Annotated in this window: 23 protein-coding genes; all 23 read right to left on the bottom strand. The window is 55.3% G+C overall.

Annotated elements, in window-relative coordinates; translation table 11 throughout:
• Positions 1–20 precede the first annotated feature (20 nt).
• Positions 21–992 carry an SDR family oxidoreductase gene (locus MJO47_RS10310; RefSeq protein WP_253961042.1) on the bottom strand — a complete coding sequence of 324 codons (972 nt, stop codon included), beginning with the start codon at positions 990–992 and terminating at the stop codon, positions 21–23.
• A 28-nt stretch (positions 993–1,020) separates the two neighbouring features.
• A complete protein-coding gene (locus MJO47_RS10305) occupies positions 1,021–2,169 on the bottom strand; it encodes a glycosyltransferase (protein WP_253961041.1) in 1,149 nt (382 codons plus the stop codon).
• The gene (locus MJO47_RS10300; RefSeq protein ID WP_253961040.1) at positions 2,169–3,428 is read right to left on the bottom strand and encodes an O-antigen ligase; all 1,260 of its coding nucleotides are present in this window, start codon (positions 3,426–3,428) and stop codon (positions 2,169–2,171) included. The genes MJO47_RS10305 and MJO47_RS10300 overlap by 1 nt, the downstream gene beginning before the upstream one ends.
• The gene (locus MJO47_RS10295) at positions 3,425–4,519 is read right to left on the bottom strand and encodes a glycosyltransferase (protein ID WP_253961039.1); all 1,095 of its coding nucleotides are present in this window, start codon (positions 4,517–4,519) and stop codon (positions 3,425–3,427) included. Before MJO47_RS10295 ends, MJO47_RS10300 begins: the two co-directional genes overlap by 4 nt.
• Complete coding sequence (locus tag MJO47_RS10290) at positions 4,497–5,519, bottom strand: glycosyltransferase family 4 protein (protein ID WP_253961038.1); 1,023 nt, start codon at positions 5,517–5,519, stop codon at positions 4,497–4,499. The genes MJO47_RS10295 and MJO47_RS10290 overlap by 23 nt, the downstream gene beginning before the upstream one ends.
• Positions 5,520–5,563: 44 nt before the next feature.
• Positions 5,564–6,700 (bottom strand): glycosyltransferase family 4 protein, encoded by a 1,137-nt coding sequence (locus tag MJO47_RS10285; protein ID WP_253961037.1) that lies wholly within the window; start codon positions 6,698–6,700, stop codon positions 5,564–5,566.
• On the bottom strand, positions 6,697–7,863 hold the full coding sequence (locus MJO47_RS10280) for a glycosyltransferase family 4 protein (protein WP_253961036.1): 1,167 nt from the start codon (positions 7,861–7,863) through the stop codon (positions 6,697–6,699). The genes MJO47_RS10285 and MJO47_RS10280 overlap by 4 nt, the downstream gene beginning before the upstream one ends.
• Before the next feature lie 121 nt (positions 7,864–7,984).
• Positions 7,985–9,013: an SDR family oxidoreductase gene (locus MJO47_RS10275; protein WP_371926665.1), complete on the bottom strand. Its 1,029-nt coding sequence runs from the start codon at positions 9,011–9,013 to the stop codon at positions 7,985–7,987.
• Between the two features lie 114 nt (positions 9,014–9,127).
• Positions 9,128–10,444: a nucleotide sugar dehydrogenase gene (locus tag MJO47_RS10270; RefSeq protein ID WP_253961034.1), complete on the bottom strand. Its 1,317-nt coding sequence runs from the start codon at positions 10,442–10,444 to the stop codon at positions 9,128–9,130.
• Between the two features lie 24 nt (positions 10,445–10,468).
• The gene (locus MJO47_RS10265; protein ID WP_253961033.1) at positions 10,469–10,651 is read right to left on the bottom strand and encodes a hypothetical protein; all 183 of its coding nucleotides are present in this window, start codon (positions 10,649–10,651) and stop codon (positions 10,469–10,471) included.
• Positions 10,652–10,685: 34 nt separating this feature from the next.
• A complete protein-coding gene (locus MJO47_RS10260; RefSeq protein ID WP_253961032.1) occupies positions 10,686–11,450 on the bottom strand; it encodes a tyrosine-protein phosphatase in 765 nt (254 codons plus the stop codon).
• Positions 11,451–11,689: 239 nt separating this feature from the next.
• Positions 11,690–14,035: a polysaccharide biosynthesis tyrosine autokinase gene (locus MJO47_RS10255; protein WP_253961031.1), complete on the bottom strand. Its 2,346-nt coding sequence runs from the start codon at positions 14,033–14,035 to the stop codon at positions 11,690–11,692.
• 45 nt (positions 14,036–14,080) lie between these two features.
• Positions 14,081–15,127 (bottom strand): polysaccharide biosynthesis/export family protein, encoded by a 1,047-nt coding sequence (locus tag MJO47_RS10250; protein ID WP_253961030.1) that lies wholly within the window; start codon positions 15,125–15,127, stop codon positions 14,081–14,083.
• A 32-nt stretch (positions 15,128–15,159) separates the two neighbouring features.
• Complete coding sequence (locus MJO47_RS10245) at positions 15,160–16,713, bottom strand: capsule assembly Wzi family protein (protein WP_253961029.1); 1,554 nt, start codon at positions 16,711–16,713, stop codon at positions 15,160–15,162.
• Between the two features lie 364 nt (positions 16,714–17,077).
• A complete protein-coding gene (locus tag MJO47_RS10240) occupies positions 17,078–17,395 on the bottom strand; it encodes a nucleotidyltransferase family protein (RefSeq protein ID WP_253961028.1) in 318 nt (105 codons plus the stop codon).
• Positions 17,392–17,808, bottom strand: a complete 417-nt coding sequence (locus tag MJO47_RS10235) for a nucleotidyltransferase substrate binding protein (protein WP_253961027.1) — start codon at positions 17,806–17,808, stop codon at positions 17,392–17,394. The genes MJO47_RS10240 and MJO47_RS10235 overlap by 4 nt, the downstream gene beginning before the upstream one ends.
• A gap of 47 nt (positions 17,809–17,855) precedes the next feature.
• Positions 17,856–18,515, bottom strand: a complete 660-nt coding sequence (locus MJO47_RS10230; protein ID WP_253961026.1) for a response regulator transcription factor — start codon at positions 18,513–18,515, stop codon at positions 17,856–17,858.
• 26 nt (positions 18,516–18,541) lie between these two features.
• Complete coding sequence (gene guaA / locus MJO47_RS10225) at positions 18,542–20,101, bottom strand: glutamine-hydrolyzing GMP synthase (protein ID WP_253961025.1); 1,560 nt, start codon at positions 20,099–20,101, stop codon at positions 18,542–18,544.
• 12 nt (positions 20,102–20,113) lie between these two features.
• The gene (gene guaB, locus MJO47_RS10220; RefSeq protein WP_253961024.1) at positions 20,114–21,586 is read right to left on the bottom strand and encodes an IMP dehydrogenase; all 1,473 of its coding nucleotides are present in this window, start codon (positions 21,584–21,586) and stop codon (positions 20,114–20,116) included.
• A 90-nt stretch (positions 21,587–21,676) separates the two neighbouring features.
• On the bottom strand, positions 21,677–22,747 hold the full coding sequence (locus MJO47_RS10215; protein WP_253961023.1) for a M42 family metallopeptidase: 1,071 nt from the start codon (positions 22,745–22,747) through the stop codon (positions 21,677–21,679).
• 28 nt (positions 22,748–22,775) lie between these two features.
• Positions 22,776–23,450: a histidinol phosphate phosphatase domain-containing protein gene (locus MJO47_RS10210; RefSeq protein WP_253961022.1), complete on the bottom strand. Its 675-nt coding sequence runs from the start codon at positions 23,448–23,450 to the stop codon at positions 22,776–22,778.
• Entirely contained in the window at positions 23,447–24,901 is a 1,455-nt protein-coding gene (locus tag MJO47_RS10205) for a DUF4388 domain-containing protein (RefSeq protein ID WP_253961021.1), read from the bottom strand. The genes MJO47_RS10210 and MJO47_RS10205 overlap by 4 nt, the downstream gene beginning before the upstream one ends.
• A 7-nt stretch (positions 24,902–24,908) precedes the next feature.
• Positions 24,909–26,789: a response regulator gene (locus MJO47_RS10200; RefSeq protein WP_253961020.1), complete on the bottom strand. Its 1,881-nt coding sequence runs from the start codon at positions 26,787–26,789 to the stop codon at positions 24,909–24,911.
• Positions 26,790–26,805 lie beyond the last annotated feature (16 nt).

The following is a 26,805-nucleotide window of genomic DNA, read 5'->3' as shown; positions in this document are numbered from 1 at the left end:
AGTCTTTTTCTGAGCCAAGTTTAGCTTTTCTCATGTGCCTCGGACCGTGTTCCACAAACTGCCCTTCTCAACCCCTCATCCACACTCAGCGGCGGAGACCAGCCCAGCACCTCCCGGGCCTTGGAGATATCCACCTGAAGGTTTCCGCATAGGCGTTGTGCCATGGCTTGCTTACCTAGCATTCGGGCACCGCACTTGAGTAACCACTCAGGCATCGGAAACAGACGCGCAGGTTTACTCATGGCCTTTCCGGCGCGACGTAGCAATTCGGTGGTGGAAAGATTTTCCCCGTCGGCGACAAGAAAAGTCTCGTTACCAGCTGCGGGATGAGCGATGCAGGTAATGATGAAATCGACGAGGTTGTCGATAGCGATCAAACTCCGTTGGTTGTGAATGGTTCCGAGGGGAAGCGGGATGCCCTTGTGTACCCAACGTTGCATGTTACCAAAATTCCCCTTAGCGCAGGGGCCATAGACAAGGGGCGGGCGGATGATAACAACTTCCATATCGGATTCTTCAGCCAACCGGCGCATGCCCATTTCTGCCTCAAGCTTAGTGATGCCGTAAGGTCCCTGAGGACGGGTTTCATCCTTTTCGGTGAAAGGTTGGCCAGCAGCAGTTTCTTCGCCGATAACTTTGACGGTGCTGAGAAAGATAAAGCGCTCAACACCGGCGACGGCGGCTTGCCGTGCAAGGTTAAGAGTCCCAGCAACATTAACTCGCCGGAATTCGGTCAGTTGGTCATTGACGTTGGCATTCATGACATTAACACAAGCGGCCAAATGGATGACGGCGGAGACGCCCATCAGGGCGTCCCCCCAAGGTGTTTCAGAGCTGATATCGCCGACAACGACAGAATTTCCATCTTGGGATTCTTCACGAATGGCGCAGCGTAGGTCATATCCATCGGCCATCAAACGGGCGCAAACCCGAGAACCAACGAACCCTGTTGCACCGGTAAGCAAGATCGTTTTCTTCCCTCCAAAAGCCATCAATTCCCCATATTGCTTTCTCCAGCACCTACCTGGCTAGCATTTCTCGATAAAGTGCCAAGGTCTTCTCAATAACGATCTCCTGAGAAAATTCTTTCTCCACAATTTTGCGACCTGTCGCGCCCATTCGCTGACATAGATCGGAGTCCAATATCAGAGTTTTGAGTGCTTCGGCCAAGGCAGCAGGTTTTTTTGGCGGAACCAAAAGGCCATTTTTGCAGTGACGAACAATTTCGCGGCACCCAGGCACATCGGTTGCGACAATCGGTTTTCCACAAGAGGCGGCCTCCAATAGAACCTTGGGTAGCCCCTCGCGATATGATGGCAAACAAACAATATTGGCTTTTAAGAAAACGGACTGCATGTCATTGTGGTACCCCCACCATTCAATGTCGCCTTCAGCTATCCACTCATCAATTTGCGAATAAGAAATTGCTGCGGGGTTTTCAGGGTCACTATCACCGACTAGAACAAACCTTGCTTCAAGCCCCTCGCGCCGCAAAATCTTGGCCGCTTTAACAAATTCACCTACACCCTTATCCCACAATAGCCTGGACGCCATAACAATAGTCGGTGGACCAGCAACTTCTGGACCGGGTGAAAATTCCGTAGTATCAACACCGGCTCCACGAATTAGTGCGATTTTCCCAGATTCGATCAAATGCGAATCAGTGAAAAGCGCAACATCATCACGATTTTGAAGAATAAGCCGATGATTAGGCCGATTGAGAAGCATTCGATATGAGATAGAGACAAGAGGACGTAAAATCCTGGCTTTAATTGTGTTAGAGGTAAACACAAAGCCCATGCCCGCCATGGCATTCACCACATTCCTACAACCGGCAAGGCGGGCCGCAATGGATCCATAAAGAACCGGCTTCAAAGCAACATGGTGGAGTATATCTGGCTTTTCTTTTTGATAAACACCTGCAAGTTGCTTGATAAAACTGACTTCATGGAAGGGATTCTGACTACGACGCACCATTGTGCTGGGGATGAGGCGTAACCCTGCATTTGTGATTATAGGCTCATGATTTTGAACACGCGTAAGGACCGCTACATCATAACCTGCATCTTTTGCAGCAATAGCAAGGGACAAGCGGTGACTGCAGAAATACCAGTCTTCGGTAATAAAAAAAAGAATTTTGGGGGCTGGACTCAATTGTTTTATCTGCACTAGTTATTAGCCTTCATAACTGAAAGGGAATATGAGCGTAGTCTTTGGGAGCCTCTAATCATGTTAAGTTTATGAGCCAAAAAAAAGGGGAGAAGAAAAACAAACCAGAACAATGCATTATTCAGGTTATTATGCCCAAGTGAAAAGAAGACCATTCCTCCCCATATCGGCGGAAGAAACGAAAAAATATGTAGAAAACTAGTCAGCAATAATCTCACCCCATATAATGTCAATGCAATAGCCGTGGCGAAAGCTACCCATCCGAGTTCGGCAAGCACTCTTAAAAAATCGTTATGTGTAACGCGTCTAGTTTGTCCAGAAAGATCTATTACACCGCTAGTGGTCACCACCTGTTCAGAAAAAGAACTATAATTCCCGAATTCACTAATAAATCGGCCCCAGCCAATGCCAGTGAATGGGTGGGAACTTGCCATTCGAAGTGCAATTTTTGCAAACACAATGCGCTCGGCATCACTCGCTGCGGTTTGATCTATATCGGAAAAACGAGTCATACCAGAGTAAACGACTGATGTCGTCATAATCAAAAAGGCCAAGAGAAGAATGATTTGTTTATCAAAACGTTTTTGTTTGTAAATCTGCCAGAGGAAATAAAAAAACGGGAAGGCGATCGCGCTGCGCGATCCACTGGCAACTAGCATTACCAGAATCAATATTAAAGCTAAATTCCTTTGAAAACCTTTGAAACATGCTGCAACAGCACAGAACCCCACTCCGAGGAACAATCCAAAGTAATTAGGATTACTGAATGTTGTTTCGATTCGCCTGCCGGGATCAGCAACAAACTCAAGGCATCCCGCAATGGACAAAATAACAGCGAGCGTTGCTATATATTGAAAGATTTTTTCTACATCAGAACTGGATCTAAGTGCAGAAAATAAATAGCTGGTGACCCCCACACAAACAATAAAATTGATAATTTGCGACTTGGCATCTTCATCGATTGGTGCTGAAACAAAGGATGTCCCAATAAACAAAAGAAACACAAACAGAAATTTATTAATCCACCCAAGTCGACCTTTTAAGATTGCTGGTCCAACAAAAAGGGCAATTAAAATCAACTGTATAAGCTGATGCAGTTCGCGATAAACAAAACTAAAATTTGAAGAAAGTCCTACATAACTGGCTAAAAAAAGAGCCGCACCAATCATTGTATATTTCTTTTTAAACCGAAAAGAAAATATAACCCAAGAAATGAATATGATTGAGGGAAGTATTAATTTAATAAATTCGTGATTCATCTCATACCACTATTAAACAAGCTTCTATACAAATCGGCATGAGCAAGACACATATGGTCAAGACTAAAACCTGCAATAACCTTATTACGAAGACGGATCCCACGCCTGCGTGCTTCCGCATAATTTTCGAGTATGTCATCGAGCGCATGACATAGTTCTGACGGATCTACCAAATAACCACATTCATCGCCGAGCAAATCTGGTATAGCCCCAACGGGGGGGGCGACAACCGGCAATGCAACCGCGCCAGCCTCAAGAATTGCCATAGGCAAGCCTTCCCAAAGTGATGCCATAACAAAACAATCTGCCTCTTCAAGCAATTTTGTCACATCCCGTCGAATGCCCAGCAGGCGTACCCGGTCCTCAAGATGAAATTTCGCAATTTCCCGTTCAACATCAGGTCGTAAAAAACCATCACCCGCAATCCAGAGTTCACATTCTTTTTGCTTCATCGCTGCAAATGAACGAATCAGCCCAATCGGATTTTTTGCCGGCTCAAGGCGTCCAACAAAAAGAAATACTTTCCGCTCTTTCATCATCCCGTTGCTGTTCACCCAGTCTGGGTCTACTGACACGCCGTTAGGAATCACAACCGTTTTCGTCGCATTCATTTCAGGATGTTGCCCCGGAATAAAGATCACGTCAGCAGCGCGCAAAAACTTGCTCATGCAAATCACCAGACGCCGCAGGAATGAAAATCCTTTACTATTGTGGCTGGTAAAAACCACTTTAGGATAAAAAGTTACAATTTTGCTGACTAAGGCGAGACTGAGTGCGTGAAACATGTGGGCATGGATAAGCGAAATATGTTCACAACGAATAATCTTTATAAATGCGGCGGTCGCCTTGATAACTGACCATGGGTTTTTAGACATTTCCATACAGTAGACAGGGAAATTAACATGGGGATATTGCGCCAGAATGCTTCGATCATTTTTTAACGAAACAACCACAGTGCGGATCCCTTGCGCAGAAAGGCGACCAGCCATTTCCATGACCACCCGCTCAGCACCACCCACCCCCAGCCCTGTAACCAACTGCAAAATGGTCATTTTTTCTCGCGAAGAGTCAATTTTGGTTTGTGTGTGCATCAACTTTCATCCATTCGGTAATCTGCTTCGCCACTGCTGGCCAACTATAATTTTTGGCCTGCGCTCTATTGTGGCCAGATATCTCATCCAACAAACCGCTATCAAGCAGTTCACGTATTTTCAATACATAATCGTTCGGCTGAAATCCATCAACGACATAACCATTTTGCCCAGACTTAAGCAGAGAATCATAGTTATTAGAGCGTGAAGTAACGATTGCTAGACCGCAAGCCATAGCTTCAAGAAGTGCAGTAGGGGTTCCCTCGGTGAAGGAGGTAAGCAGAAAAACGCGTGACCTGCACAGAGCGCGGGCAACGTCTGCCGACTCAAGTTGCCCGGCAAAGGTAACATTCGTGATGCCTCTCCGTAGGCAATCGGCTTCAATTGCAGCTCTTTGTGGGCCATCTCCAACCATCAGGAAGGTATACTCCGGCATTTTTTCAGCGATCTGTATTACGAGTTCAAAATTTTTAACCGGGACAAAACTACCGACACTTATGACATCAAAAGTGCGTTTCGGCTGATTTTTTGCAGAAAGAAAATCTGAATCTATGCCACTATGTTGCCAATAAACAGGCTTGGTAGTTAAAGTGTCTATATAGGCTGCATCAAGAGAACCTGTTGCATAGACCATGTTATAACCAGTAAAGCTAAAACGATACAGGCCTCCCCATATGCCGCGGCGAGCAGTGCCGTGCATGCTCGCAATCTGCTTTTTTGGATGTACAAAATATGCAACCAAACGGCCTAGAAGAAAGGCGCTCCAGTCCCCATGCACGTGCACAACATCATAGCTTCTCTTTTCTCCAACCAATTTAATGATCAACCCACAATAAAACAGTAAATCTCGCAAGGAACAGGGTTTAATTTTACGTAGATTAATTCTTCCCAACACGTGAATATCAGTAGGCAAAGTGACATCGCCTTGATTGAAGGCAAGTGTCACTTCACAATTGAGTTTTCGCTGCTCCTCAGTGAGGCGAAGAATGTGCTTCTCCATTCCCCCTGGTAAGGGCGGGAGAAAAGGATAGATCCTTAAAATCCTCACTCCGCCTCCAGCCTCATGGCCTTGATCGCTGACCGATATTGGTCGAAAACATGGTTCCACTCAAAATAAGTTTCGATCGTCTCTCGTGCGGCAACTCCCAGCCTTTTACGAAGGTTCTCTGACGTAGCCAGCACTCTGATTGAATTTACGAGGCCGACAGTGTAGGGCTTGTCAATCACAAGGGCGTTCGCCCTGTCACACAACACCCCTTTTATAAAACCAACTCGGGTTGCAACCACGGGTAATCCTGCCGCCATTGCTTCTAGTATGGCTCTTGAAACACCCTCAGACAATGAGTAGTGAACATAAATATCTTGTTTCGGTAGAAGTGATGCTAAGGATTTATGATCAAGGCTAACCATCTCGATTTGATCTCGAACATGCAAGAGTTCTGATATTGCCAAATATTCGTCTCTCAGTGGACCGGCACCAACTATAGTCAGACGGAAAGGGATATTTGATGCACACAAATCCTCAATAAGTGCGCCATGATTTTTATTTTTATAAAAATTACCGACGGTTATAATCCGAACGGTAGGACCAGCTTCATAAGACCTTTTGACATGATGAAATATCTCCAGGTCAACTCGATTGGGGATGACAACGACCTTCTTGTACGTTTCCGGGCCGTAAACTTGCAAAATATAATCACTCATATCCTCAGAAAGACTTCGAATTCTGGTTGCAGCCAAAAACGTCATGCGGGACAGGTGGCGATAGAGACCATGCTCTAACACACCTTTCCAGCCTGGCCGTGAGGGAGCAAAATAATGCGCACCGTGTAGCTCCACAAAGAGGGGGATTCTGAATAGTTTCGCGCAGCAGGCAGCTGCCAACCCACCCAAGACCGGGCATTGAGCGAGCATATGGGTTGGTCGATATCGGAAGACAAACCAGGGCAAGAACCAACTCAGGAAAAAGAAGGGCCACATGCGCTCCCCAAAAGCCGGAAGCAAATGCAGGTGAATCGAACCATCAACGCTATGCACGTAACGGTTCCTCTTCCCGCGCGCAACAATATGATACTCGTCAAAACCTTTAGCCAGCTCATGCCAAATACGTCGGGTGTGATGCTGCGCAGGAAAGGGCTCATAATGGTTGGCACTGATATGGAACAAACAAGTGCGCGTCATGCAAAAAGGACCTCATCGTACATGGCTGCAACGTTCTCTGTAGAAAAACGCTCAACATACATTTGGTTTTCATCGGACGTCCGCTGTCGCAACAAGGGGTCCGCAATCATCCCGGCTAGGCAACGAGCAAACGCCTCTGGATCATCCCTGGAAACAATAAGACTGGACTGAAGATTACCCATCAATTCGCGAGTCCCGCCGGCATCCGTCGAGACAATGGGCAGACCTGCTGCCATTGCCTCAATAACGACACGGGGAAAGCCTTCGTTATAGGTGGGGTGGAGGAATATATCCGCCACAGCATAAAGATGCTGAATCTCACGGTTTGGCACGCTGCCAAGGAAAATGCAGCGGTTGGCAACATCCAAACTTTGCACTTCAGCCTGGATTGCAGGCAGCTCCGGCCCGGTCCCGGCAATGATCACGGCGACACGATCCAATAGCCCACCATCACGTAAAGATTTTAAACAGGAAGGGAAATAAAGTTGGGTGCGCCTGACAGGCGAAAGGCGGTGAACCAGAAGCAAAACCAAGGTCCCCGGCTCAAAACCGTGTGCAGCCAGAAAAGCTGCTTTTTGATTTGAGCGATCAGCCGGTGGAGCAAAACGGCCAACATCAATGTCATTATAAAGCAGACGAATCTTTTCCTTATTTACACCGCCGACACGGGAATAGTAATCAACCATAAATTCAGGCCCGGTGACAAAATAATGAACGAAGCGGCGAGCCAGAGTGTTTGGCAGGTAAGTGCTCAAATACCATTTGATCTTTTTTAGGGATATCGGTTGCGCTGCATCGTATTCAATGGTGGTGCCGCTCTGCCAGAAGAAAACGGCACCGCCATAAATGCGGTGTGCCAAAGTCGCAACTAATGCAGCCGGTGCAGCGATGCGGATATATGTGCGATCGAACCCTTGTTGAATTAGGCGGATAATTACCCGGAACAATTCAGCAAAACGCAGGAGACCCTGCCTGTTTTGAAGCGCAATAACGCGTATATTTGGATGGGAAAAGGTTGGAATGGCATCAGCCTTTTCAATAACCAAAGCGATCTCTACGCCACGCTTAGCTAGAGAGTCAAGGAGACCCAGCACATGATGAAAATGTGACGAATCGTTAGGTGAGTAACTATTCAAAATGTAGATTAGTTTTTTTTGTTGCATTACCAATCTTTCTGTTTAAAAACTTTAGTATGCCCATAACGTTTATAAACAAATGGCTCGTCTTCTGCGCGTAACTTTTCAAATACATCCTGGTTTTGAGAAAGTGTCATTTAAGCTACGGTCAAAGATCTTTCGTATACCACCCTAACGCCTCGGCCAAACCGTCACAAATGGTGTGCGCCGGCCTGTACCCCAGCAATTCTTTGGCTTTGCCAACATCCGCCTGTGAGTGCAACACGTCCCCCACTCTAAAGTCCCGATGTACCGGCAGGACACTCTGCAAATCGGGCCTAGCCACAGCCAATCCGTCACGCAGCAGAGCGAATAGTTCCAGCAGGGTGGTGCGCGCATTAACAGCCACGTTGTAGACCTGGTTCACCGACTGCGGGTTCGTTGTCGTTGCTGCCAGCAGATTGGCCTGCACTGCGTTCTGCACATAACAGAAATCCCGACTGGTCTCCCCTGTGCCGTTAATATAAATCGTGTCGCCACGAAGGAGGGCCGCAATCCATTTGGGGATGACTGCTGCATAGGCACCGTCCGGATCCTGACGGGGACCGAACACGTTGAAATAGCGCAGGCCGATCGACTCCAGCCCATAACAGCGGGCAAAGACATCGGCATAGAGCTCGTTGACGAATTTGGTGACCGCATAGGGTGAAAGCGGCCGGCCGATCACATTTTCCACCTTTGGCAAGCCTGGGTGATCACCGTAGGTTGAACTGCTCGCCGCATAGACTACGCGCTTCACCCCTGCATCCCGTGCCGCCACCAGCATATGAAGTTGACCTGTCACATTACTGGCATGGGAGGTGAGAGGATCGTCGATGGACCGCGGCACCGAACCGAGCGCCGCTTGGTGCAGCACATAATCGACCCCGGTACAGGCATCCTGACAGGTTGACAGATCACGAATATCGCCTTCGATAAAGCGGAACCGTGCCCATTGCTCGTTGGTCACTAGGGAACGCACTTCATCCAGGTTGACCTTTTTGCCGGTGGAGAAGTTGTCCAGACCGACGACGCGCTGGTCGAGTTTGAGCAGCGTTTCGAGCAGGTTGGAGCCGATGAAGCCGGCGCAGCCGGTGACAAGCCAAACCTTTGGGGACTGTTGAAGATCAGTTTTTGCCTTTTCGTAAGCAGACAACAATTTTAAATTCCGATCTAAATCTTAATCGCACGCGGAAAAGGCGGATTTTATAGATTCCGTGGGATCCGCGTCTCATTAAGCTCTTGAAAAAGATTTAATCCTGCCTCTTGATCCTCAAAGACCCCAGTAGTGCAGTCCCTCGCTTTCCACCGCTTCCGGTGACAACACCGACTTCACATCGACTACGACCCCACACCCACCAGCGCCGCACAGATGCTTGAGGGCACCCGGCGTAAACTGTGTAAGGAACTGATCGTGGGCCACCGCCCACACCACCGCATCGACCGTTCCAATGGTCTCAAGATCCACCAGCTCCAATCCATATTCATGGCGAGCCTCATCGCTATCGGCCAGCGGGTCGGTCACCAAAACCTCGATTCCGTAATCCTGCAACTCCCGCACAATATCGATCACCTTGGAATTGCGGATATCGGGAACATTCTCTTTAAAAGTCAACCCCAGCACCACCGCCCGCGCGCCCTTGACAGCCTTCCCTGCCTTGATCATTTTCTTGACAGTATTCTCTGCCACGTATTTACCCATGCCATCGTTAATACGGCGGCCGGCGAGAATGACTTCGGGGTGATAACCGATGGCTTCGGCCTTATAGGTGAGATAATAGGGGTCAACACCAATACAGTGGCCGCCGACCAACCCGGGGGTGAACTTGAGAAAATTCCACTTGGTGCCAGCCGCAGCAAGCACGTCCATGGTGGGGATACCGAGCTTGCCGAAGATAATGGCTAATTCGTTCATGAGGGCGATGTTGAGGTCGCGCTGGGTATTTTCTATGACTTTGGCCGCCTCCGCCACCTTGATGCTGGAAGCCCGGTGCACGCCGGCAGCGACCACCATTTCGTAGACGCCTGCCACGGTGTCGAGGGTTTCGTCATCCTGGCCGGAGACCACCTTGATGATTTTGTCGACGGTGTGCACTTTGTCGCCGGGATTGATGCGTTCAGGCGAATAGCCCACCTTGAAATCGACCCCGCACTTAAGACCCGATTCGCCCTCGAGAATCGGCAAGCAGATTTCTTCGGTGACACCGGGATAGACGGTCGATTCAAAGACGATGATGGCGCCGGGTGTTAGGTGGCGGCCGATAGTGCGGGCGGCGGACTCGACGGGGCGCAGGTCGGGTTTTTTGTGGTCATCGATAGGCGTCGGCACGGTGACGATGAGGAAGGACGCCTCTTTAAGCCGAGCGGGGTCCAGCGTATAGTCGATGCGCGTCGCCGCCAGTTCGGCCGCAGTGAGTTCACCCGTGGCATCATGGCCGCGCTTGAGCTCGGTGATTTTCTTGGCGCTGATATCAAAACCGATAACCTCGGCTACTTTGCCGAAGGCCGCTGCCAGCGGCAGACCGACATAGCCCAAGCCAACGAGGGCGATTTTGGCTTCTTTACTGCGAATCTGCTCTACACTAACCACGTTGTTCCTCCTGTTATCGGTCCTCTAAAAAACTTGTGCCGCGGCCTGTGAGGTCTCTTCTGGCTGGCTGTTTCGAGCCAGGTAATCCTCGAGCGCCAGACGCTGAATGCAATTGGTCAGAGAGCTGTAAACCGCTTCGCGGCCACAATGGCTACGGCCATGACGCACGCAGCCATGGACGCAGTTTTCACAAACGGAAAGAATCATATTTCAACTCCACAATCTTTAAACCCATCAGCGTTCATCGGTGTGTATCAGCGGCTAAGTTGCTATTTCGTTCTTCCAGGCCGTGATTCAGGCCCAAGACGTCTGGGACGGCGGCGAGGATTCGCTGTGCTGAGTCAGGGCGATGGGAATCGCTGCCGAAGCAGTAATAAAACTGCCGCTGCTGCAACTGGCGAGCGCGCTGGGCGACGCTGCTGCCGTAATGGCCGGCAAAGCTGCCGATATTTCCCTGGAACAGGCACCCCTGCCGCTGCAGATCCCCGATCAGACTGTGGGCTCCCGCCTCGCCATCGCTGGTGGCACCAGAGAAGTAGGTCTTGACCTTGTGCAGCAGACCACTGCCGCTGGCGGGCAGCGCCAGGAAGCCGTAGCGCTCGGGGTGCGCGAAAAGTGGCGTCAACCCCTTGCGCACGATGGCAAAGATGGCCTCTTTGAGAGCATCACCCTCGGCCTGAGAGGGCGACTCGACCAGTACCATCCCCGTATCGCCTAACGGCTGCAGATCGGACAACAGGCGCGGGAAGTATTCGTCAAGATAATATTCCATGCCAGCGTGGAGCCGCAGGACGATGCCCTGGCGATCAAGTTCCTGTTGCAGAACGGCTACCGCCGCCTGTACGACTGACGGCGTATTGTCGTAGACGCCACGTATACAGTGGGGTGTGCAATAAATCTGCCGAAAGCCAGCCCCGACCAGCAGTCGGGCCAGTTCGACGGCCTCGGCCAGGTCCTGGCAGCCGTCATCGAGGCCGGGAAGCAAGTGGCAATGGTAGTCGATCATATCTGCCTGCCGGGCGACGCAGGTGCATCGCCGGTCCTTTCTCTCATTAGCCCGGGGGGAGTTGTATCAGGTGTGGGTGGGGTTAGCAACTCAGGAAATACCCTAGTCGCAGAAATGCAACACGCTATGGACGGGAGCTCAAAAAGAGTCTAAAAAGCAAGCCTTTGTATTCACAGGGATGAAGGGGATCATCCCTTTATCCCTTTCATCCCTGTAAAAATGCCTTTGACCTTGGTCGTCTATTTTTTCAGCAGCCGCTGCCACCAGCTTTTTTGCTGTTCGTTGTCGCTGTCCCCGTAGTAGCTGCCGTAATATCCCCCATAGTAGCCGCCGTAGTAACTGGCGCCCTTGGATGTTTTGTCATTGAGAACCAGGCCGGCTATGGGGGCCTGTACCTGATTCAACTGGTCTCGGAGCATGAGGGCGGTCTTCTGGTTGCTGCGACCAACCTCGAAGGTGACCAGGAGCAGGTCGGCCAGCGGGCTCAGTACGGTGGCGTCGGTGACGGCCAGCATGGGTGGCGCGTCAAGGATGATGTGGTCGTAGCGCTGGCGCAGGTCAGTGAGCAGCTGTGTCATGGCCGCCGAGGCAAGAAGTTCGGCGGGGTTGGGCGGCGTACTGCCGGAGCTCAGAAAGTCAACGCCTGGCGCGCCGGCCAGATTGACGGCGCTCTCGAAAGACTCATCCCCCACCAGCACTTCGGTGAGGCCGGGGGTACGATGCCCTTCAAAAAACTCGTGCAGAGCAGGCTTGCGCAGGTCGCAACCGATGATGAGCACACGGCCGCCGGTCTGCGCCAGGGTAACGGCCAGATTGGCGGAGATGGTCGTTTTACCTTCACCCGGGAAGGAACTGCTCACCATGAGGACCTGCTTGGTCTTGTGAATAGCGGAAAAATGGATGCCGGTGCGTAATGAGCGGAAGGCTTCGGCTGCTGGTGCCTTGGGATCGAGCTGACTGACCAGGGTATGACTGCGTGACTGCGACTCTTTGTCCCGACGCCCCAAAAAAGGAATGGTCACCAGAATAGGCAAACCCAGCAGGCGCTTGATCTGCTCGCTGTCCTTGAGCGTGTCGTCCATGTACTCAAGAAAGAAGGCGAGACCGACGCCGACCATGAGGCCGACGATAAGGCCGAGCAGCAGGTTCTTTTTCTTGTGCGGCTTCACGGGGCGGTCGGGGGCGATGGCCGGATCGATGACATCGATGTTGCTCATGGTGGAGGCTCGCAGGATGCGCGCTTCTTCGTGCTTCTGCAGCAAAAAGGTATAGATGTCGGCGTTGACTTTGGCCTGACGGGCCAGATGAGCCAACTGGCGCTCGGCTTCGGGCAATAGCTTCAGTTGCGCATCGTAGCGGCTGAGTTCGGCGCGCAGGGCTTCGTACTGCTGGGAGAGATCCTGCAGGTTGCTGCGATAGGTGGCCAACAACTTGCGCTGCACTTCGGCAATCTGCCCGAGTACGGCCTGCATAGCAGGGTGGGCTTCGGTGTACTCGATGGACAGGGCCTGTTTCTGCACTTCATATTCGGCCAATATCTGAGCCATGCCGGCGATGACGGGATCATCGGCCATGACGGCCGGCGCGTAATTCTCCCCTTTGGCGAGAGCATCGGCGAGGGATTCAATGGCGAACTCGACCTGCTTTTTACGCACGCTGATGGCCGCCATCTGTCCTTCGGCCTTGGCGAGGCGCTCGATCAGACTTTGGGCCTCGACATCGAGCTGGACGAGGCCAGAGGTGCTTTTGAATTGCTCCAGCTGTTTCTCCGCCGCATCGAGGTCCTGGCGCACGCTCTGCAGCTGCCCGGCGATGAATTCCAGCGACTTGCTGGCTTCCTGGGTTTTAAGGGTGACAGAGCGCTCGAGAAAGACCTGGGTCAGGGTATTGACAACATCCCGCGCCATGGTGGGGTCGGAATGGGTGTAGGCGAGGCGGATAATGTTGGTTTTTCGGCCAAGTTCACTGGCACGGATTGTTCCCCGCACGCCCTGCACCGTTGGGTTGAAAGCACGCTGGGTCAGGCGAAAGCTGTCGCCCTTTTCCCCGACCAGATCGGTGAGCAGCAACTCGAAACCGTCCCCCCGCAGCCTCTCACCGGCACGCCCCTGCCCGGCCACCTTACCATCGGCGTCTTTAACGACAAAGCTGCCGTCTCCGGCCAGTTCGATGCGGTACACCGGTTCTTCGGCCTCGCTGTGAAATTGCAGCAGGCGAAAATCGACCCCCTTGGATTTTTTATCCACCTGCCAGTCGAGGTGCAGACGGCGTACGACCTCTTCGACGTTGGTGCGGGACTTGAGTATCTCGATTTCTGACTCGATGGGGCTGCCCTGGCTGAGACCCAGATCACCCAGCAGGTCGACCTTGCCCTTTTCGTCGCGCACGTGCAGGGTACCGGAGGCCTCATAGATCGGGGTGGCGATGAAGGTATAGAGGGCCACAAGGGTGAAGACAGCGAAAAAAGCGGCGAGAAAAACGACTTTACGACGCAGCAGAATATGCAGGTAGTCGGACAGGTGAACTTCTTCTTCCTGCCAGGACAGGGCCATTTGCGGCAAGGTCGGTTTATCGGTGGACGGCATGGGTTCGATTCAATCCTTCAGCTGATTACAAGGCAATTAGAGGTATCAGTCTTCGCTCAGGAACTTGATGGAGACAAAGGGCTGCAGGACGGCGCTGACCGCCTGCAGGGAGGGCAGAATCTCCTGGATGGCCTGGTTCCAGTTGCCGACGGCGCTACGCGGCACATAGACAATATCTCCTTCGGTCAGAGGAAAGGGGAGCGACTCGCCGCGCATGACCCGATTCTGATCGACGACCATGAGCTCGCCGCGGGTAGCGGAGAGGGAGCGGATGATACGCACATACTCGGTATTGCCGCGGGTTTCGCCGATACCGGCGCTGGCCAGGGCCTGACTCAGGCTGAGGCGACCATTGGGCATGGGCACGGGACCGGGCTTGCTGACGGCACCGAAGACGAAGACGTTCTGGTTTTTGTCGTCAGGGACATAGATGGTATCGCCAGCTTTAAGCCAGACGTTCTGCTCAAGGGAGCCTTCACGCAGCAACTGGTAGATATCGACCGGCGCGGTAAGACCATCCCGGATAAGGCGGGCGCTGCGCAGGTTGGCGGTATCGAGCATGCCGCCGCCCAGGGCGAGGCCGTTGAGCAGGGTAAGAGGCCGATCCATGTAGTAGGTGCCGGCGCTCTTGAACTGACCGAGCAGATAGAGGGGATGACTCTTGTATTCAGCAATCTCCACAACTACCCAGGGTTCTTGCAGGTAGGCAGAAAAGGCCTGACGAAGCCGGCCCTCGATCTGGTCGAGGCTTAGACCGGAGACGGCTACCGAACCGACCAGGGGCAGGCGAATGAAACCGGAGCCGTCGACCCGGCTGCCAGCAACTCTGCTGCTGCCGCCACCGGCAAGACCGGGGCTGCTCAGATCGGGTTTGCCGTTGACATTGACCAGCAGCACGTCGCCGGGGCCGACCAGGTAGTCGACGGCAGTAGTGACCTCCGTTGGCAGGGTATCGACGACAACCTCCTCCCGTTCGAGCACGGGGGAGCCGCTGACGGCCAGCACAGTACCAGGCTCCAGGTCGGTAAAGGAGGCGCAACCGGCCAGCAGCGACACCAGAATAAAACCGATGAACTTACCAAATATCTTCATGGATTCCTCAATTTTTAGATCAAAGGGCTCAACTAAAAAGTCATTTCCAGACCAAGTCGAACAAGATGGCGGTGATCATCGGCGCCCTCGACAAAGTCGGCGTTTTCCACCCGATCGTAATAAAAATCAGCCGTCAGGGCGCTGGTGGCGCAGTGCTGCCAGCGCGCGGCCAAACCGGGTTGCAGGTGTTTCTCAATGGCCGCCCCGTTAAGGCGCGAGGTCTCACGCTCTTCATAATCGAAGGAAAAAGCCAGCTGCAAAGAGGGACTGACATACCAGTCGAGCTGAGCCAAGTAGTCGCGACTGTCCCCACCGACGTGGTGCCCCAGGATCTGATCTTCGTAGGTGTAGCCTGATTGATAGATGCTGTGTTGATACCAGACGGGACCACTGCCGAGACCGTTGCCCTTATAGTTGAGGTCGGCGTATTCGAGGCGCAGGGCCAGGCGCCCGTCCGCATCGAGACGCGGGAAATACAGCCCCGCTAGCAGGGCATTTTTGGTGGGCCAACGGTCGTGCTGATCTTCGCCTCCCCATTCGCCATAGAGCTCAGCCTGGGCCAGAAAGGGTATTTTAAGGCGCCAGTCGAAGCCGGCGATGGAGTTGCCGTTATCCTCTTCACCGGAAAACTTGTTGTCGCCGCCGAGGACGGTAATGAATTCTGGCAGGTCGATGGCAGGACGACCTTCACCGCCGAAAAGAGTGGTACGAAAGACGCCGAGCTCCAGCCAGGTCAGGGGTTTGAAATTAAGGCGGGCGCCGGCGAAGTAGGGCTCGGGCACGACACGATCGTTTTCCAGACGGCTCCAGAAGACATCGAAGCGAAAAGGGCCAAGGTATTCCAGAATCCAGGGCAACTGCAGGGGTACTGGATTGGTGAGGCGCAGCATATCGAGGGACTGCGCGTTGTTGGTCAGGATAAGGGAGCCGTGACGGCCCTGCCCCCACCATAGCGACTGGCGCCCGACGGAGATTTCCACGACGCCAAGTTGTGCGGCGACCCGGGTGTTAACCCAGTGCAGATCGGCTTCGTCCTCGCCAGCGACGACGACGGGCTGCCATTCGAACTGCAGGAAAGAACCGAGCCGGGCATCGCCCGACAGTCGCAATTCCCCATTGCTGCCCTTGGCGTAGTCGATGCCGTCATTGTTGGTGTTGAGAGAAAATTGATGGGCGTTGGTGCGCGGATAGCTGTTCTCATCACCGTGGCGGTTGAGATAGGCCAGATCAAGACGGCGCAGCGGTTTGAAGGTGCCCGACGGATTTGCGTCGCCGCGAACTTCGGCCATGGCCTCGGACAGTTCATTTTCGAGACGGCTCAGCAGTTCGGGCACCACGGCTGGCGTCGACCTCTCCGCTGCCGCCAGGGAGGCCTCCTGCACCTGGCGGGCCGCCTCATGACGGGTATAGGGTCGCGTTCCCTGCAGGGACGACTCGATCAGCCCCAGGCCGGCGAGTTTGTCTAAAGCCGGATAGATCCAACTGTTCAAGGGGATGAGACTGGAAGCCGGCGCAGCCGAAACGGCAGGGGGAAACAGGAGAAGCAGCCCTAGGAACAGCAGAATGGCACGGAAAGACGATATCATAAGAGCCCGCCAATTATCCTTTATTTTTCAGGCACATAGACAAGAAAACTACTCATAAATACAAAACAAGTGTCGCAGAAGTCAACTTTTATATTGTTAACCTCGATTCATTGCCTCCCTGCGACCGCCCTGGCTTGGCCAAACCGGTAGACAGAATGCCACCCTCTCACAGCGCGCGACACGAGCATGGACCCTTTAATCATTAGCCGGCGGAGAGTTGTATAGCAGGCAGGGGTGATGTATGCAACTCAGGAAATCCCTGAACTGCAAGTTGCAGCATCTCCATAAACCTTAATCTTGGCATAACCGGGATGAAGAAGATCCTTTAACTTTCGTCCCCGTTAATTAACCCTTGCACGGCATATCAGGCCGATTCGAGCCGATCGCAAAATGGAATTCCGACCCGGCGAATGTGGTCTAACAAAGCGGAGTTATCGATGGTATGCAGCAGTGAAAGATCGACTTTCCAGGGAAGAAGAAGATCATCGATCCTGTTCTCGATGGCGCATAACTCCGTCAAACCCAAAGAGTCGGCGTCAAGACAAAGGTCGATATCGGAGCCGGGACGATAGGTTCCCAACGCCCGCGAACCATAAAGAATCACACGGTGAATCTGCGGGTGGTCTTTGAATATCCGGCAGAGGCTTTTTATCGCCTGGTCAGGTAACCCCGTATCGATCATGATGAAGCAATTTCCTGCATCCGCCGCAGGAAACACTGGAACAGGGGATGATAACGTACCTTTATCTTGTCGGAGATTTCCTCGGCGATCTTCTGATTATAGGTGTGTGAACTCTGATTTCGACTCTTGATCATCTCCATCCATCCTTCGCCATCGGCAACCAACCCCTTATTAAACGATTCGCGAATAGCGTCACGGGAACCGGTGATGGCGGGATTCCCCTGATAGACGAAATAGTCCTTCATGACGTTCCAGGCCAGTTCATGCGTGAATTCGAAGGCCTGGATTAGACCCTGTTTTTCAAGGTCCGACAGAGGACGCTGCCCAGCGAGCTCAACTGCTTTGGTCAACTGGTCGAGAGCCGTGGCGTAGTTAGCCAATCGTTGCTGCCAGCGAATGTCCTCAGATTTCATGATCTACCCCCATTTCGGGTATGTTAAAAAATAACCGCTGGTTTCCTCTAAGTCGAAAGGCTTGCCAGCCCTGTGCGTAAGGCAAATTTGGTCAACTCGGGCAGGCTATACAGGTCGAGCTTTTTCATCAGGTTGGCACGGTGAGTCTCGATGGTTTTGCTGCTAATGTCCAGGATGACTGAAATTTCCTTGACTCCCTTCCCTTCGGCGAGCAGCGCAAGAACCTGCTTTTCTCGGGGTGACAGCAGCTCGAGGGAAGGCAGGGGCTTGGGGACAAACCTGTCGGAGAGTTCTTCAAGATCGATTTCGGAGACGCGGGGGCTAAGAAAGAGATAGCCGCCGCGCACAGTCTCGATGGCCTGCACGAGCTCGGTGAAGGACTCTTCCTTGAGAACGTAGCCCTTGGCGCCGGCGCGGAAGGCCTCGCGCACCATGTCACTTTCGGCGTGGCCGGAGAGGATGATGACCAGGGACTCGGGGTTTTCGGCGACAATCTGCCGGGTGGCTTCGATGCCATGCAGCACGGGAATGGACATATCCATGACCACGATGTCGGGACGCAGCTCACCGGCCAGACGCACGGCGCTTTGCCCGTTGTTGGCGGTAGCGACGATCTCCGTCCCCTCATGGGCGGCGAAGAGGGCCCGCATGCACTCGTGGAAGACTTCGTGGTCGTCGACAAAGAGAATTCGTGTCTTGCTGTCCATGGCTCTATCCGAAGCCTGTGGCAGGCCTACTCCCACTCGATGGTCGCGGGGGGCTTGCTGGAAATATCATAAACGACGCGGTTGATGCCCTTGACCTCATTGATGATGCGGTTGCTGATGCGAGCCAGATCGGCATAAGGCATGGGATACCAGCCGGCGGTCATGAAATCCTTGGTTTCGACGGCACGCAGGGCCACCACGTACTCATAGGTACGGCCGTCGCCCATGACACCGACGCTCTTGACGGGCAGAAACACGGCGAAGGCCTGGCTGATCTTGTCGTAGTGCCCGCTGCTGTAGAGCTCTTCGATGTAGATGGCGTCGGCGCGGCGCAGAATGTCGGCGTACTCTTTTTTGACTTCGCCGAGAATACGCACCCCCAGGCCGGGTCCCGGGAAGGGATGACGCCAGACCATCTGTCGGGGCAGCCCCAACTCTTCGCCGATGGCGCGAACTTCATCCTTGAAGAGCTCGCGCAGAGGCTCCAGCAGCTGCAGCTTCATATAGTCGGGCAGGCCGCCGACGTTGTGATGGCTCTTGATATTGTGGGCCTTGCCCGTTTTCGCCCCGGCCGACTCGATGACGTCAGGGTAGATGGTTCCCTGGGCCAGCCATTTGGCATCGCTGAGCTTGCCGGCCTCTTCTTCAAAGATATCGACAAAAAGGCCGCCGATGATCTTGCGCTTGCGCTCGGGGTCGCTCACCCCGGCCAGGCCAGCGAGGAAGCGGTCCTCGGCATCGACGCGGATGACCTTGACGCCCATGTTCTCGGCGAATGTGGCCATGACCTGATCTCCCTCGCCCAGCCGCAGCAGGCCGTTGTCGACAAAGACGCAGGTGAGTTGCTCGCCTATGGCCCGATGGATGAGGGCGGCGGCCACGGAGGAATCGACGCCGCCGGAGAGACCGAGGATGACGCGGTCGCTGCCGACCTGTTCGCGGATGCGACTGATGGCGTCTTCGATGATGTGCCCGGGGGTCCAACTGCCGCTGCAGCCGCAGATTTTGCGTACGAAGGTATCGATGAGAATTTCGCCGCGGGGGGTGTGGTTGACCTCGGGGTGGAACTGAACGCCATACAACCGGCGGGCCACGTTCTGGATGGCGCACACCGGCGCGTTATCGGTGTGGGCGACGACCTCGAACCCCGCGGGGAGGCGCGAGACGTGGTCACCGTGGCTCATCCAGACGGGGCTGCTCCCTTCGACGAAAAAGCCGTCAAAGAGTGGGCCGGGCTGGCCCTGGCTGTGCAGATCGGCATGGCCGAATTCCCGCTTGCCCGCCGGCACCACCTCGCCGCCGAAATGACGGGACATCAGCTGCATACCGTAGCAGATGCCAAGAACGGGGACGCCCAGCTCGAACAGGGCTTCTTCCACGGCCGGCGCCCCCTGGTCGTAAACGGATTTGGGACCGCCGGAGAGAATGATCCCCTGGGGCGCGAAATCGCGGATGGCCTGCAGATCCATGTCGTAAGGATGCAGTTCGCAGTAGACATGGGCTTCACGCACCCGACGGGCGATAAGCTGCGTGTACTGGGAGCCAAAATCGAGAATAAGAATTTTTTCGCTATGGATATCGGACATGAGGACTCCGGCCTAACCCTGGCGCTCGACGCGGTAGTTGGGGGCTTCGTGGGTGATGGCCACGTCGTGGACGTGGGACTCGCGCAGGCCGGCGTTGGTAATGCGCACGAACTGGGCGTTCTGCTGCAGCTCCTTGAGGGTGCGGCAGCCGGTGTAGCCCATGCCGGCCCGCAGGCCGCCGAGCAGCTGGTGGATATTGGCCGAGAGGCTGCCGCGATAGGGCACGCGGCCTTCGATCCCTTCGGGGACGAGCTTGACTTCGCTCTCCACGTCGGCCTGGAAATAGCGGTCCTTGCTCCCCATCTTCATGGCGCCGAGGCTGCCCATGCCACGGTAAGCCTTATAGGTGCGCCCCTGGTACAGGATGGTTTCGCCCGGTGATTCGTCGGTACCGGCAAAGAGGGAGCCGATCATGATGATATCGGCACCAGCGGCGATAGCCTTGGGCAACTCGCCCGAATATTTGATGCCGCCGTCGGCGATGAGGGGGATGCCGGCCTTGTGCGCGACCTTGGCCACGTCGTTGATGGCCGTGATCTGCGGAACGCCGACGCCGGCCACCACGCGGGTGGTGCAGATGGAGCCCGGGCCGATACCCACCTTGATGCCGTCGGCGCCGGCCTTGATCAGGGCCTTGGCCGCCTCGGCGGTAGCGATGTTGCCGGCGATGAGCTGCAGGTCGGGATAGAGGCGCTTGGTGTCGACCACGGCCTCAAGAACCCCCTGTGAATGACCGTGAGCCGTGTCGATGATGACCACGTCGACCCCGGCTCGGATGAGGGCTTCGAGGCGCTCCTCGCGGTCGCCGCTGACGCCGATGGCGGCGCCGACGCGCAGGCGGCCGAACTCGTCCTTGCAGGCCATGGGGTATTTGCGGACCTTTTCGATATCCTTGATGGTGATCAAGCCTTTGAGAGCGTAGCTATCGTCGACCACCAGCAGCTTCTCGATGCGGTGTTCATGCAGGTGCTGCTTGGCTTCTTCCAGGGTGGTGCCGGGTGGCACGGTGACCAGCTTGTCCTTGGTCATGACGTTGGAGATAGGCTGGTCGAGTCTGGTCTCGAAACGCAGGTCGCGGTTGGTGAGAATACCGACGAGACGGCCGTCCTTGGTGATGGGGACCCCGGAGATACGGTACTTTTTCATGAGGTCGAGGGCTTCGTAGATCTTCTGATCGGGATGCATGGTGATGGGATCGACGATCATGCCGCTCTCCGACTTCTTGACCTGGTCGATTTCCAGCGCCTGCTCTTCCGGCGTCATATTTTTGTGGACGATGCCGAGTCCCCCTTCGCGCGCCATGCAGATGGCGGTGCGCGATTCGGTCACCGTATCCATGGCCGCCGACAGCAGCGGGATATTGAGCTTGATTTTCCGGGTCAGGCTGGTGGTCAGATCGACTTCTTTGGGCAAGACTTCCGAATGGGCGGGGACAAGCAAAACGTCGTCGAAGGTCAGGCCTTCACGTATATCCAGATCCTGCATCGCGATCTCCTTATTGTCGGTTGCTGGGAAAAACTTTTAATCGATGATGCTATGCAATCTCGGCGGTCCGAGTCAAGGAAAAATCCTACGTCAACCGGGGATAAACATGTGGCGGTCGGTAAGGCGACCAAGCAGCCCGACGAGCAGGCGCACCGTGTTCTCCAGATCGCTCAGGGACAACAGTTCCACCGGGGTGTGCATGTAGCGCAGCGGCACGCTGACCAGGGCCGCCGCCACCCCGCCGCGGGAGAGCTGGATGACATTGGCGTCGGTGCCGGTGGCCCGGGGGGCGCCCATGACCTGATAGGGGATATTCTCCTCCCGGGCCGTCTGCACCAGCAACTCGAAGAGGACGGGATTGATGTTGGCGCCGCGGGCGAGGATCGGCCCCTTGCCGACGCGGAAGTCGCCGATCTCCTTCTTGTCGACATCGGGATAATCGGTGGAATGTCCCACCTCGATGGCGATGCCCACATCGGGGTTGACACCATAGGCGCTGGTGGTGCCGCCGCGCAGGCCGATCTCCTCCTGCACCGTGGAAACGCCGAAGAGGTCCACGGGCGAATGGCCGCGCCGGCGCACTTCCTTGAGAACCTGGGCGACGATGAAGGCGCCCATCTTGTCGTCAAAGGCGCGGGAGGTGACGCGGTCGCCCTGCAACCGCTGCAGGCCCACGGCAAAGGTGGCCGGATCGCCGACGGCGACCAGAGCCTCGGCCTCCTGCCGGTCGCTGCAGCCGATATCGATGAACATATTCTTGAACTTGGCCACCGTATCGCGTTCTTTGGCCTCGATAAGGTGGATGGGCTTTTTGCCGATGACGCCAGGAATGCTGCCGGCGGCGGCATGCACCCACACCCGCTGGCCGGGTACCAGATGCGCGTCGACGCCGCCGATGGGGCCGAAATAGAGAAAGCCGTTGTCGTCGATATACTTGACCATCAGGCCGATTTCGTCGCAGTGGCCGGCCAGCATGACGCGTGGAGCATCCTCCCGGCCGGCCCTAAGACGCGCCATGACGTTGCCCATAACGTCGGTTTCGACGGTATCGGCCACGTCCGCCAGTTCCTGGCGGAACACGCGCTGGGCCGGTTGTTCGAACCCGGACGGGCTGGGGGCTTCGACAAATCGCTTGAAAAAATCAAAATCCTGTTCGTTCATAAAAACCTCACTTTTTCCGTTTCAGGTTTCACTCACCATTTCTGACAGCCATCACCCCCAGGGCCTTGCGCACCAACTGGTCACTGTTGCGACGGGTCTGCTCAAACTGCTCTTCGCTCAACCCGGCCCCCAGGGCGATCTTGCGGGCCATGGCCAGAGGCGTCAGATCGCCCGGCGCGTGGCTGTCGGTATTGATTACCAGAGGCGCGCCCTGCTCCAGGGCCAGGCGGGCGACGTGCCCATTGGTCAGGCTGTGCCCCTTGCGGGTGGTGATTTCCAGACAAATACCCCGGCGGGCCGCCAGTGTGGCCTCTTCGGCCGTAATGAGCCCGGGATGCGCCAGAATGTCGACATCCGCTTCCAGAGCCGCGCGATTGGTACCGGGCGCAACGGGCTCGACGATGGTTTCGCCATGGCAGACGACAATCTGGGCTCCGAGGCGACGGGCCTCCTGCACGGCGGTCAGCATCATGGGTGGCGGCACATGGGTCAATTCGATGCCGGCCAGCACGGTAAAGCCCCAGGCCTTGCCCAGATCGCCAGCGACCCGGACCAGACGGGGGATAATGAGGTCCAGGTTGGAAAAATCGCCATGGTCGGTAATCGCCAGGGCGCGATAGCCGGCCACAGCCGCCCGCCGGGTCAATTCCGCCGGGATCAGTTCGCCGTCGCTGTAGATGGAATGGGTGTGCAGATCGATCACGGTTTATCCTTTTCAAGAGATTGTCGAAAGGGCGCCGCCAGCTGCTGGAGGCAGCGTAGCAGGCCCTGACGCCGGTTGTCGGTCAGGGCGGCGGAATCGAACGAGAGAACCTGAACTCCGAACCGCTCGGTGAAGAAGCGCTCCGCTTCAGCAAAACCTTCTTTGCCATCAAGGACAATGACCCCGAAAAGACGGCTGGAGAAGGATTGCCACAAAGGAGCCGCGCTGGCTAAGGAAGGGAGCGCAAAAAGCCTGAGATAAAAGACCTCGTTGAGGTTTAACCGGCCGGCGTCGCCCAGAGGCAACCCTTCTGACATGTCAAGAAATTCCCGGCGCGCCTCGAACTCCTCCAGCCCCTGCAAGGCCTGCAGAAAGGTGACTACCCTTTTTTGCGAACGGGCCAGCAGAATCAGCTTGCCACTGGCCCTCTCTGGCAGGGCATCGATCGGCACCAGGCGATTCCTGACCGCCAGAATATCCTCACTGCTGAGCAGTGGCTGACTGGTCGTCTTTGAGACGGTGGCGGCACGAACCTTAACCAGGCCGCGGTCAAGCAGGTCTTTGAGAACCTGCAGAACCTCATAATCTGGCCGCGAACAATGTTCGACGAGGTCCCCGCAGCGCGGATAGTAGGCAAGCAGGTCGAGAATTTCCCGGGTAACGGGGCGCAGATCCTCGGGAACCTGTTGCCGGGGTACATTCAAACGCAACAGAAGGTCGGGCGCTGGCAGGGCGTTCCTTTGCTGCATCAGCTCATCGTTCTGCCGAAGCCCTTCCATGAGCAGATGATCCATGGGCAAATGGATGCTGGCTTCCACATCGACGTGGGTGGGCGAAAAAGCAAAGAGACCCTCGTCCCAGGTGAGCATGCGGTGGAACGCCTTCTCACCGCTGACCTGGCAGGTATGCGCGTGAATGACACAGCCGTCCAGCAAATAGATGGTCCCCTTGCCCTGCGGGCGGGTCAGGGTCAGGACGCCCTCTTTCTGATTCAGACTCAGGACCTGTAGCAGATCGACCAGGGACAACCGACTGAGGCTCCCTTCGAAATCAGTTTTCTTGCGGCTGACCTGGCGGACCTGACCGGCCCGACGAAAGAACGCGTGAATATCGGCCAGCAGTTGCTCGGTATTGAAAGGACGCGGCACAAAACGATCTTTGTGTCGCCGGAAGCCTTCGACGTTTTCGCCCTCTTCGCCGACATAAAAAACCGGGATCCCCTCGGTACGGCTGTTACCGCGCAACAGTTGTCCAAAACGACTGGCCGTAAGCCCCCGAAGGCGGGTATCGACCAGGATAAGCGCCGGCGGTGCCTTCAGGGCCCGTTCAAGGACTCTGGCGCTGTCCCCGTCATATTTCACCTGGTAGCCCTGCTGTGACAGCAGCGGGACCAGGGGGGCCAGGTCGTCTTCGGAGGAGGCAATCAGGATTTGTGCGGTCGGAGAGGCCATGGTCATCCTAGATCAGGGCTTGCAGACGGTACTGCTCCTGGAGTTTGGCAATCAGGTTTTCGACAAAAAAGAAGTCACAGCTATGAAAACCCGCCAACTCGCCTTCGACCTGGCGGGTAAAGAGGGCATAGGCATGGTCTTCGTTGAGGTAAAGCAGAAAATCGACCTGCGAGAAGCGCGGGTCGTCGATATAAATGGGGTGGATGCGCTGGTAATCCCAGTGGACCCGATCCGTGCCCCCCAGAAAAAAGAGTGACGTCGCCGACTGTTCGAGGCCATCGACCTGGCCAAGGGCTTGACGAACGGCGTCAAAATCCGCACAGCCGCGGTAAACGATGCCCCGCACCCGGTTCGACTCGACCACCTCGCGGCAAAAGGCTTCCATCAGCGCATTCATCCTGCCGCTGTCCAGATAAAAGGGATTGCTCTGGGCGAGGGCGTCGACGGATGAGGCCGCCTCTGTTTCGCCGAAAAGAGACGGAGACCCGCCCTTTTTGGTCAGCAAGCCGTCGACGATATCCCAGAAGGAGAGCGATTCCATCCCGGCCCGCAGAAAAAGACTGTCGGGCAGCTGGGCGATGTTCTTTTCCACCGTGGCCCGGAGAGAAGCGAAGGTGGCGCCATCGACGGGAAAGGAGGCGGAGCGCATGAACACATCCAGATCGACCTGCTTTTTCGGTCCGACCACGCAGAGCTGCCCCGCCAGCGCCTTGCGAATGCGTTTCTGGGCCACCAGCGCCCCCCAGTAGTCCGTTTCTGGCAGTAGAATGAAATACTGATCGGGCGATTCCATGGCCAGAATGTCGGCGTCGCGCAAAACGGACTGCAGGGTGTCAGCCATACGATTTACCACCTCGCCGAGTTCCCGATCGAGAAACCGGCAGGCGACCTCACGGTAATTGACGACGACCAGCTTGATCAGCGACAGGTTTCGGCCGTAGCGGTCGCAGCGCCGCAATTCACGCTCAAGGGTGTCCGTAAAAAAGGCCATGGTGTAGCCGCCCCCCGGCCGCACCCGAAAACATTGCCGGTCAAAGCGACGACGCTGCAGGCTGCCGTGCAGGGCGCTGGCAGCGAACTCGCCGACGGCATCGGCAACAGCCTGATCCTCACGGCTGAAGTCGGGTCTTTGCCCAGGGCGCTCCACCCGAATAAAGGCCAGAGGCTCCACCCCGGCTAGCAGGGGAAGCCAGAGGGCGGCGCCACGATCCATAGTGACCGCCTTGCCCCCGTGAATAAGTCGGCGCTCTACTTCGTTGGGGCGAAAGACCTCATCCCCGGCCGGGGGAACGGAGCGTCCGCGACAGCTCTGGAAGCGATATTGCCTACCCCCATCCTCGGCCATCCAGAGGACGGCTCCTTCCGCTTTAAGCAGCTCCATGAGGGTGTCGAGAATCAGATCGCCCAGACGATCCGGATCATTCACCTTCAAAAAAACGAGACATTTGCGATAAGCCAGGAGTATGGAGAGAAATTCGAGGTTTTCGCTGAACAGCTTGGTCCGCTCGACGTGAAGCGCCTGCCGGAAGAGAACGCGGTTGATGACCAGGAGGAATTCCTCGGCATTGACCGGCTTAAGAATATAATCGGCGACGCCACGCTTCATGGCTTCTACGGCCAGGGTCACGTCATGCTGGGCCGTTACCACAATCACTTCCTGTTCAGGATACAGGCGCTTGATGGCCTCCGTTGTCTCGACGCCGTTCATACCCGGCATTTCCATATCGGTGATGACCAGGTCGAAGCCGTTCTCCGCACGAAGGATGTCCAAGGCCTCCTCGCCGCCGGCGGCCACACGGACATCGTATCCCTCGCCACAGAGGAGATCGCGGTAGAATTCGCGGAAGAATTTTTCGTCGTCTATAGCGAGAAGTCTGCCTTTGGCCATATGCTCACGGAGGACT

Origin of the sequence: Desulfuromonas sp. KJ2020, from assembly GCF_024197615.1 — a bacterium.
Taxonomy (GTDB): domain Bacteria; phylum Desulfobacterota; class Desulfuromonadia; order Desulfuromonadales; family SZUA-540; genus SZUA-540.
The sequence above is the reverse complement of the archived record's forward strand: the minus strand, read 5'-3'. Positions and strand labels throughout refer to the sequence as shown.

Coding starts and splice junctions, on each gene's coding strand:
- MJO47_RS10255 (WP_253961031.1), bottom strand. CDS start 14,035: ATGCCGTCCACCGATAAACCGACCTTGCCGCAAATGGCCCTGTCCTGG.
- guaA (WP_253961025.1), bottom strand. CDS start 20,101: ATGTCCGATATCCATAGCGAAAAAATTCTTATTCTCGATTTTGGCTCC.
- MJO47_RS10230 (WP_253961026.1), bottom strand. CDS start 18,515: ATGGACAGCAAGACACGAATTCTCTTTGTCGACGACCACGAAGTCTTC.
- MJO47_RS10200 (WP_253961020.1), bottom strand. CDS start 26,789: ATGGCCAAAGGCAGACTTCTCGCTATAGACGACGAAAAATTCTTCCGC.
- guaB (WP_253961024.1), bottom strand. CDS start 21,586: ATGCAGGATCTGGATATACGTGAAGGCCTGACCTTCGACGACGTTTTG.
- MJO47_RS10285 (WP_253961037.1), bottom strand. CDS start 6,700: ATGACGCGCACTTGTTTGTTCCATATCAGTGCCAACCATTATGAGCCC.
- MJO47_RS10240 (WP_253961028.1), bottom strand. CDS start 17,395: ATGATCGATACGGGGTTACCTGACCAGGCGATAAAAAGCCTCTGCCGG.
- MJO47_RS10235 (WP_253961027.1), bottom strand. CDS start 17,808: ATGAAATCTGAGGACATTCGCTGGCAGCAACGATTGGCTAACTACGCC.
- MJO47_RS10260 (WP_253961032.1), bottom strand. CDS start 11,450: ATGATCGACTACCATTGCCACTTGCTTCCCGGCCTCGATGACGGCTGC.
- MJO47_RS10290 (WP_253961038.1), bottom strand. CDS start 5,519: ATGGAGAAGCACATTCTTCGCCTCACTGAGGAGCAGCGAAAACTCAAT.
- MJO47_RS10280 (WP_253961036.1), bottom strand. CDS start 7,863: ATGCAACAAAAAAAACTAATCTACATTTTGAATAGTTACTCACCTAAC.
- MJO47_RS10205 (WP_253961021.1), bottom strand. CDS start 24,901: ATGGCCTCTCCGACCGCACAAATCCTGATTGCCTCCTCCGAAGACGAC.
- MJO47_RS10300 (WP_253961040.1), bottom strand. CDS start 3,428: ATGAATCACGAATTTATTAAATTAATACTTCCCTCAATCATATTCATT.
- MJO47_RS10215 (WP_253961023.1), bottom strand. CDS start 22,747: ATGAACGAACAGGATTTTGATTTTTTCAAGCGATTTGTCGAAGCCCCC.
- MJO47_RS10245 (WP_253961029.1), bottom strand. CDS start 16,713: ATGATATCGTCTTTCCGTGCCATTCTGCTGTTCCTAGGGCTGCTTCTC.
- MJO47_RS10295 (WP_253961039.1), bottom strand. CDS start 4,519: ATGCACACACAAACCAAAATTGACTCTTCGCGAGAAAAAATGACCATT.
- MJO47_RS10310 (WP_253961042.1), bottom strand. CDS start 992: ATGGCTTTTGGAGGGAAGAAAACGATCTTGCTTACCGGTGCAACAGGG.
- MJO47_RS10250 (WP_253961030.1), bottom strand. CDS start 15,127: ATGAAGATATTTGGTAAGTTCATCGGTTTTATTCTGGTGTCGCTGCTG.
- MJO47_RS10265 (WP_253961033.1), bottom strand. CDS start 10,651: ATGATTCTTTCCGTTTGTGAAAACTGCGTCCATGGCTGCGTGCGTCAT.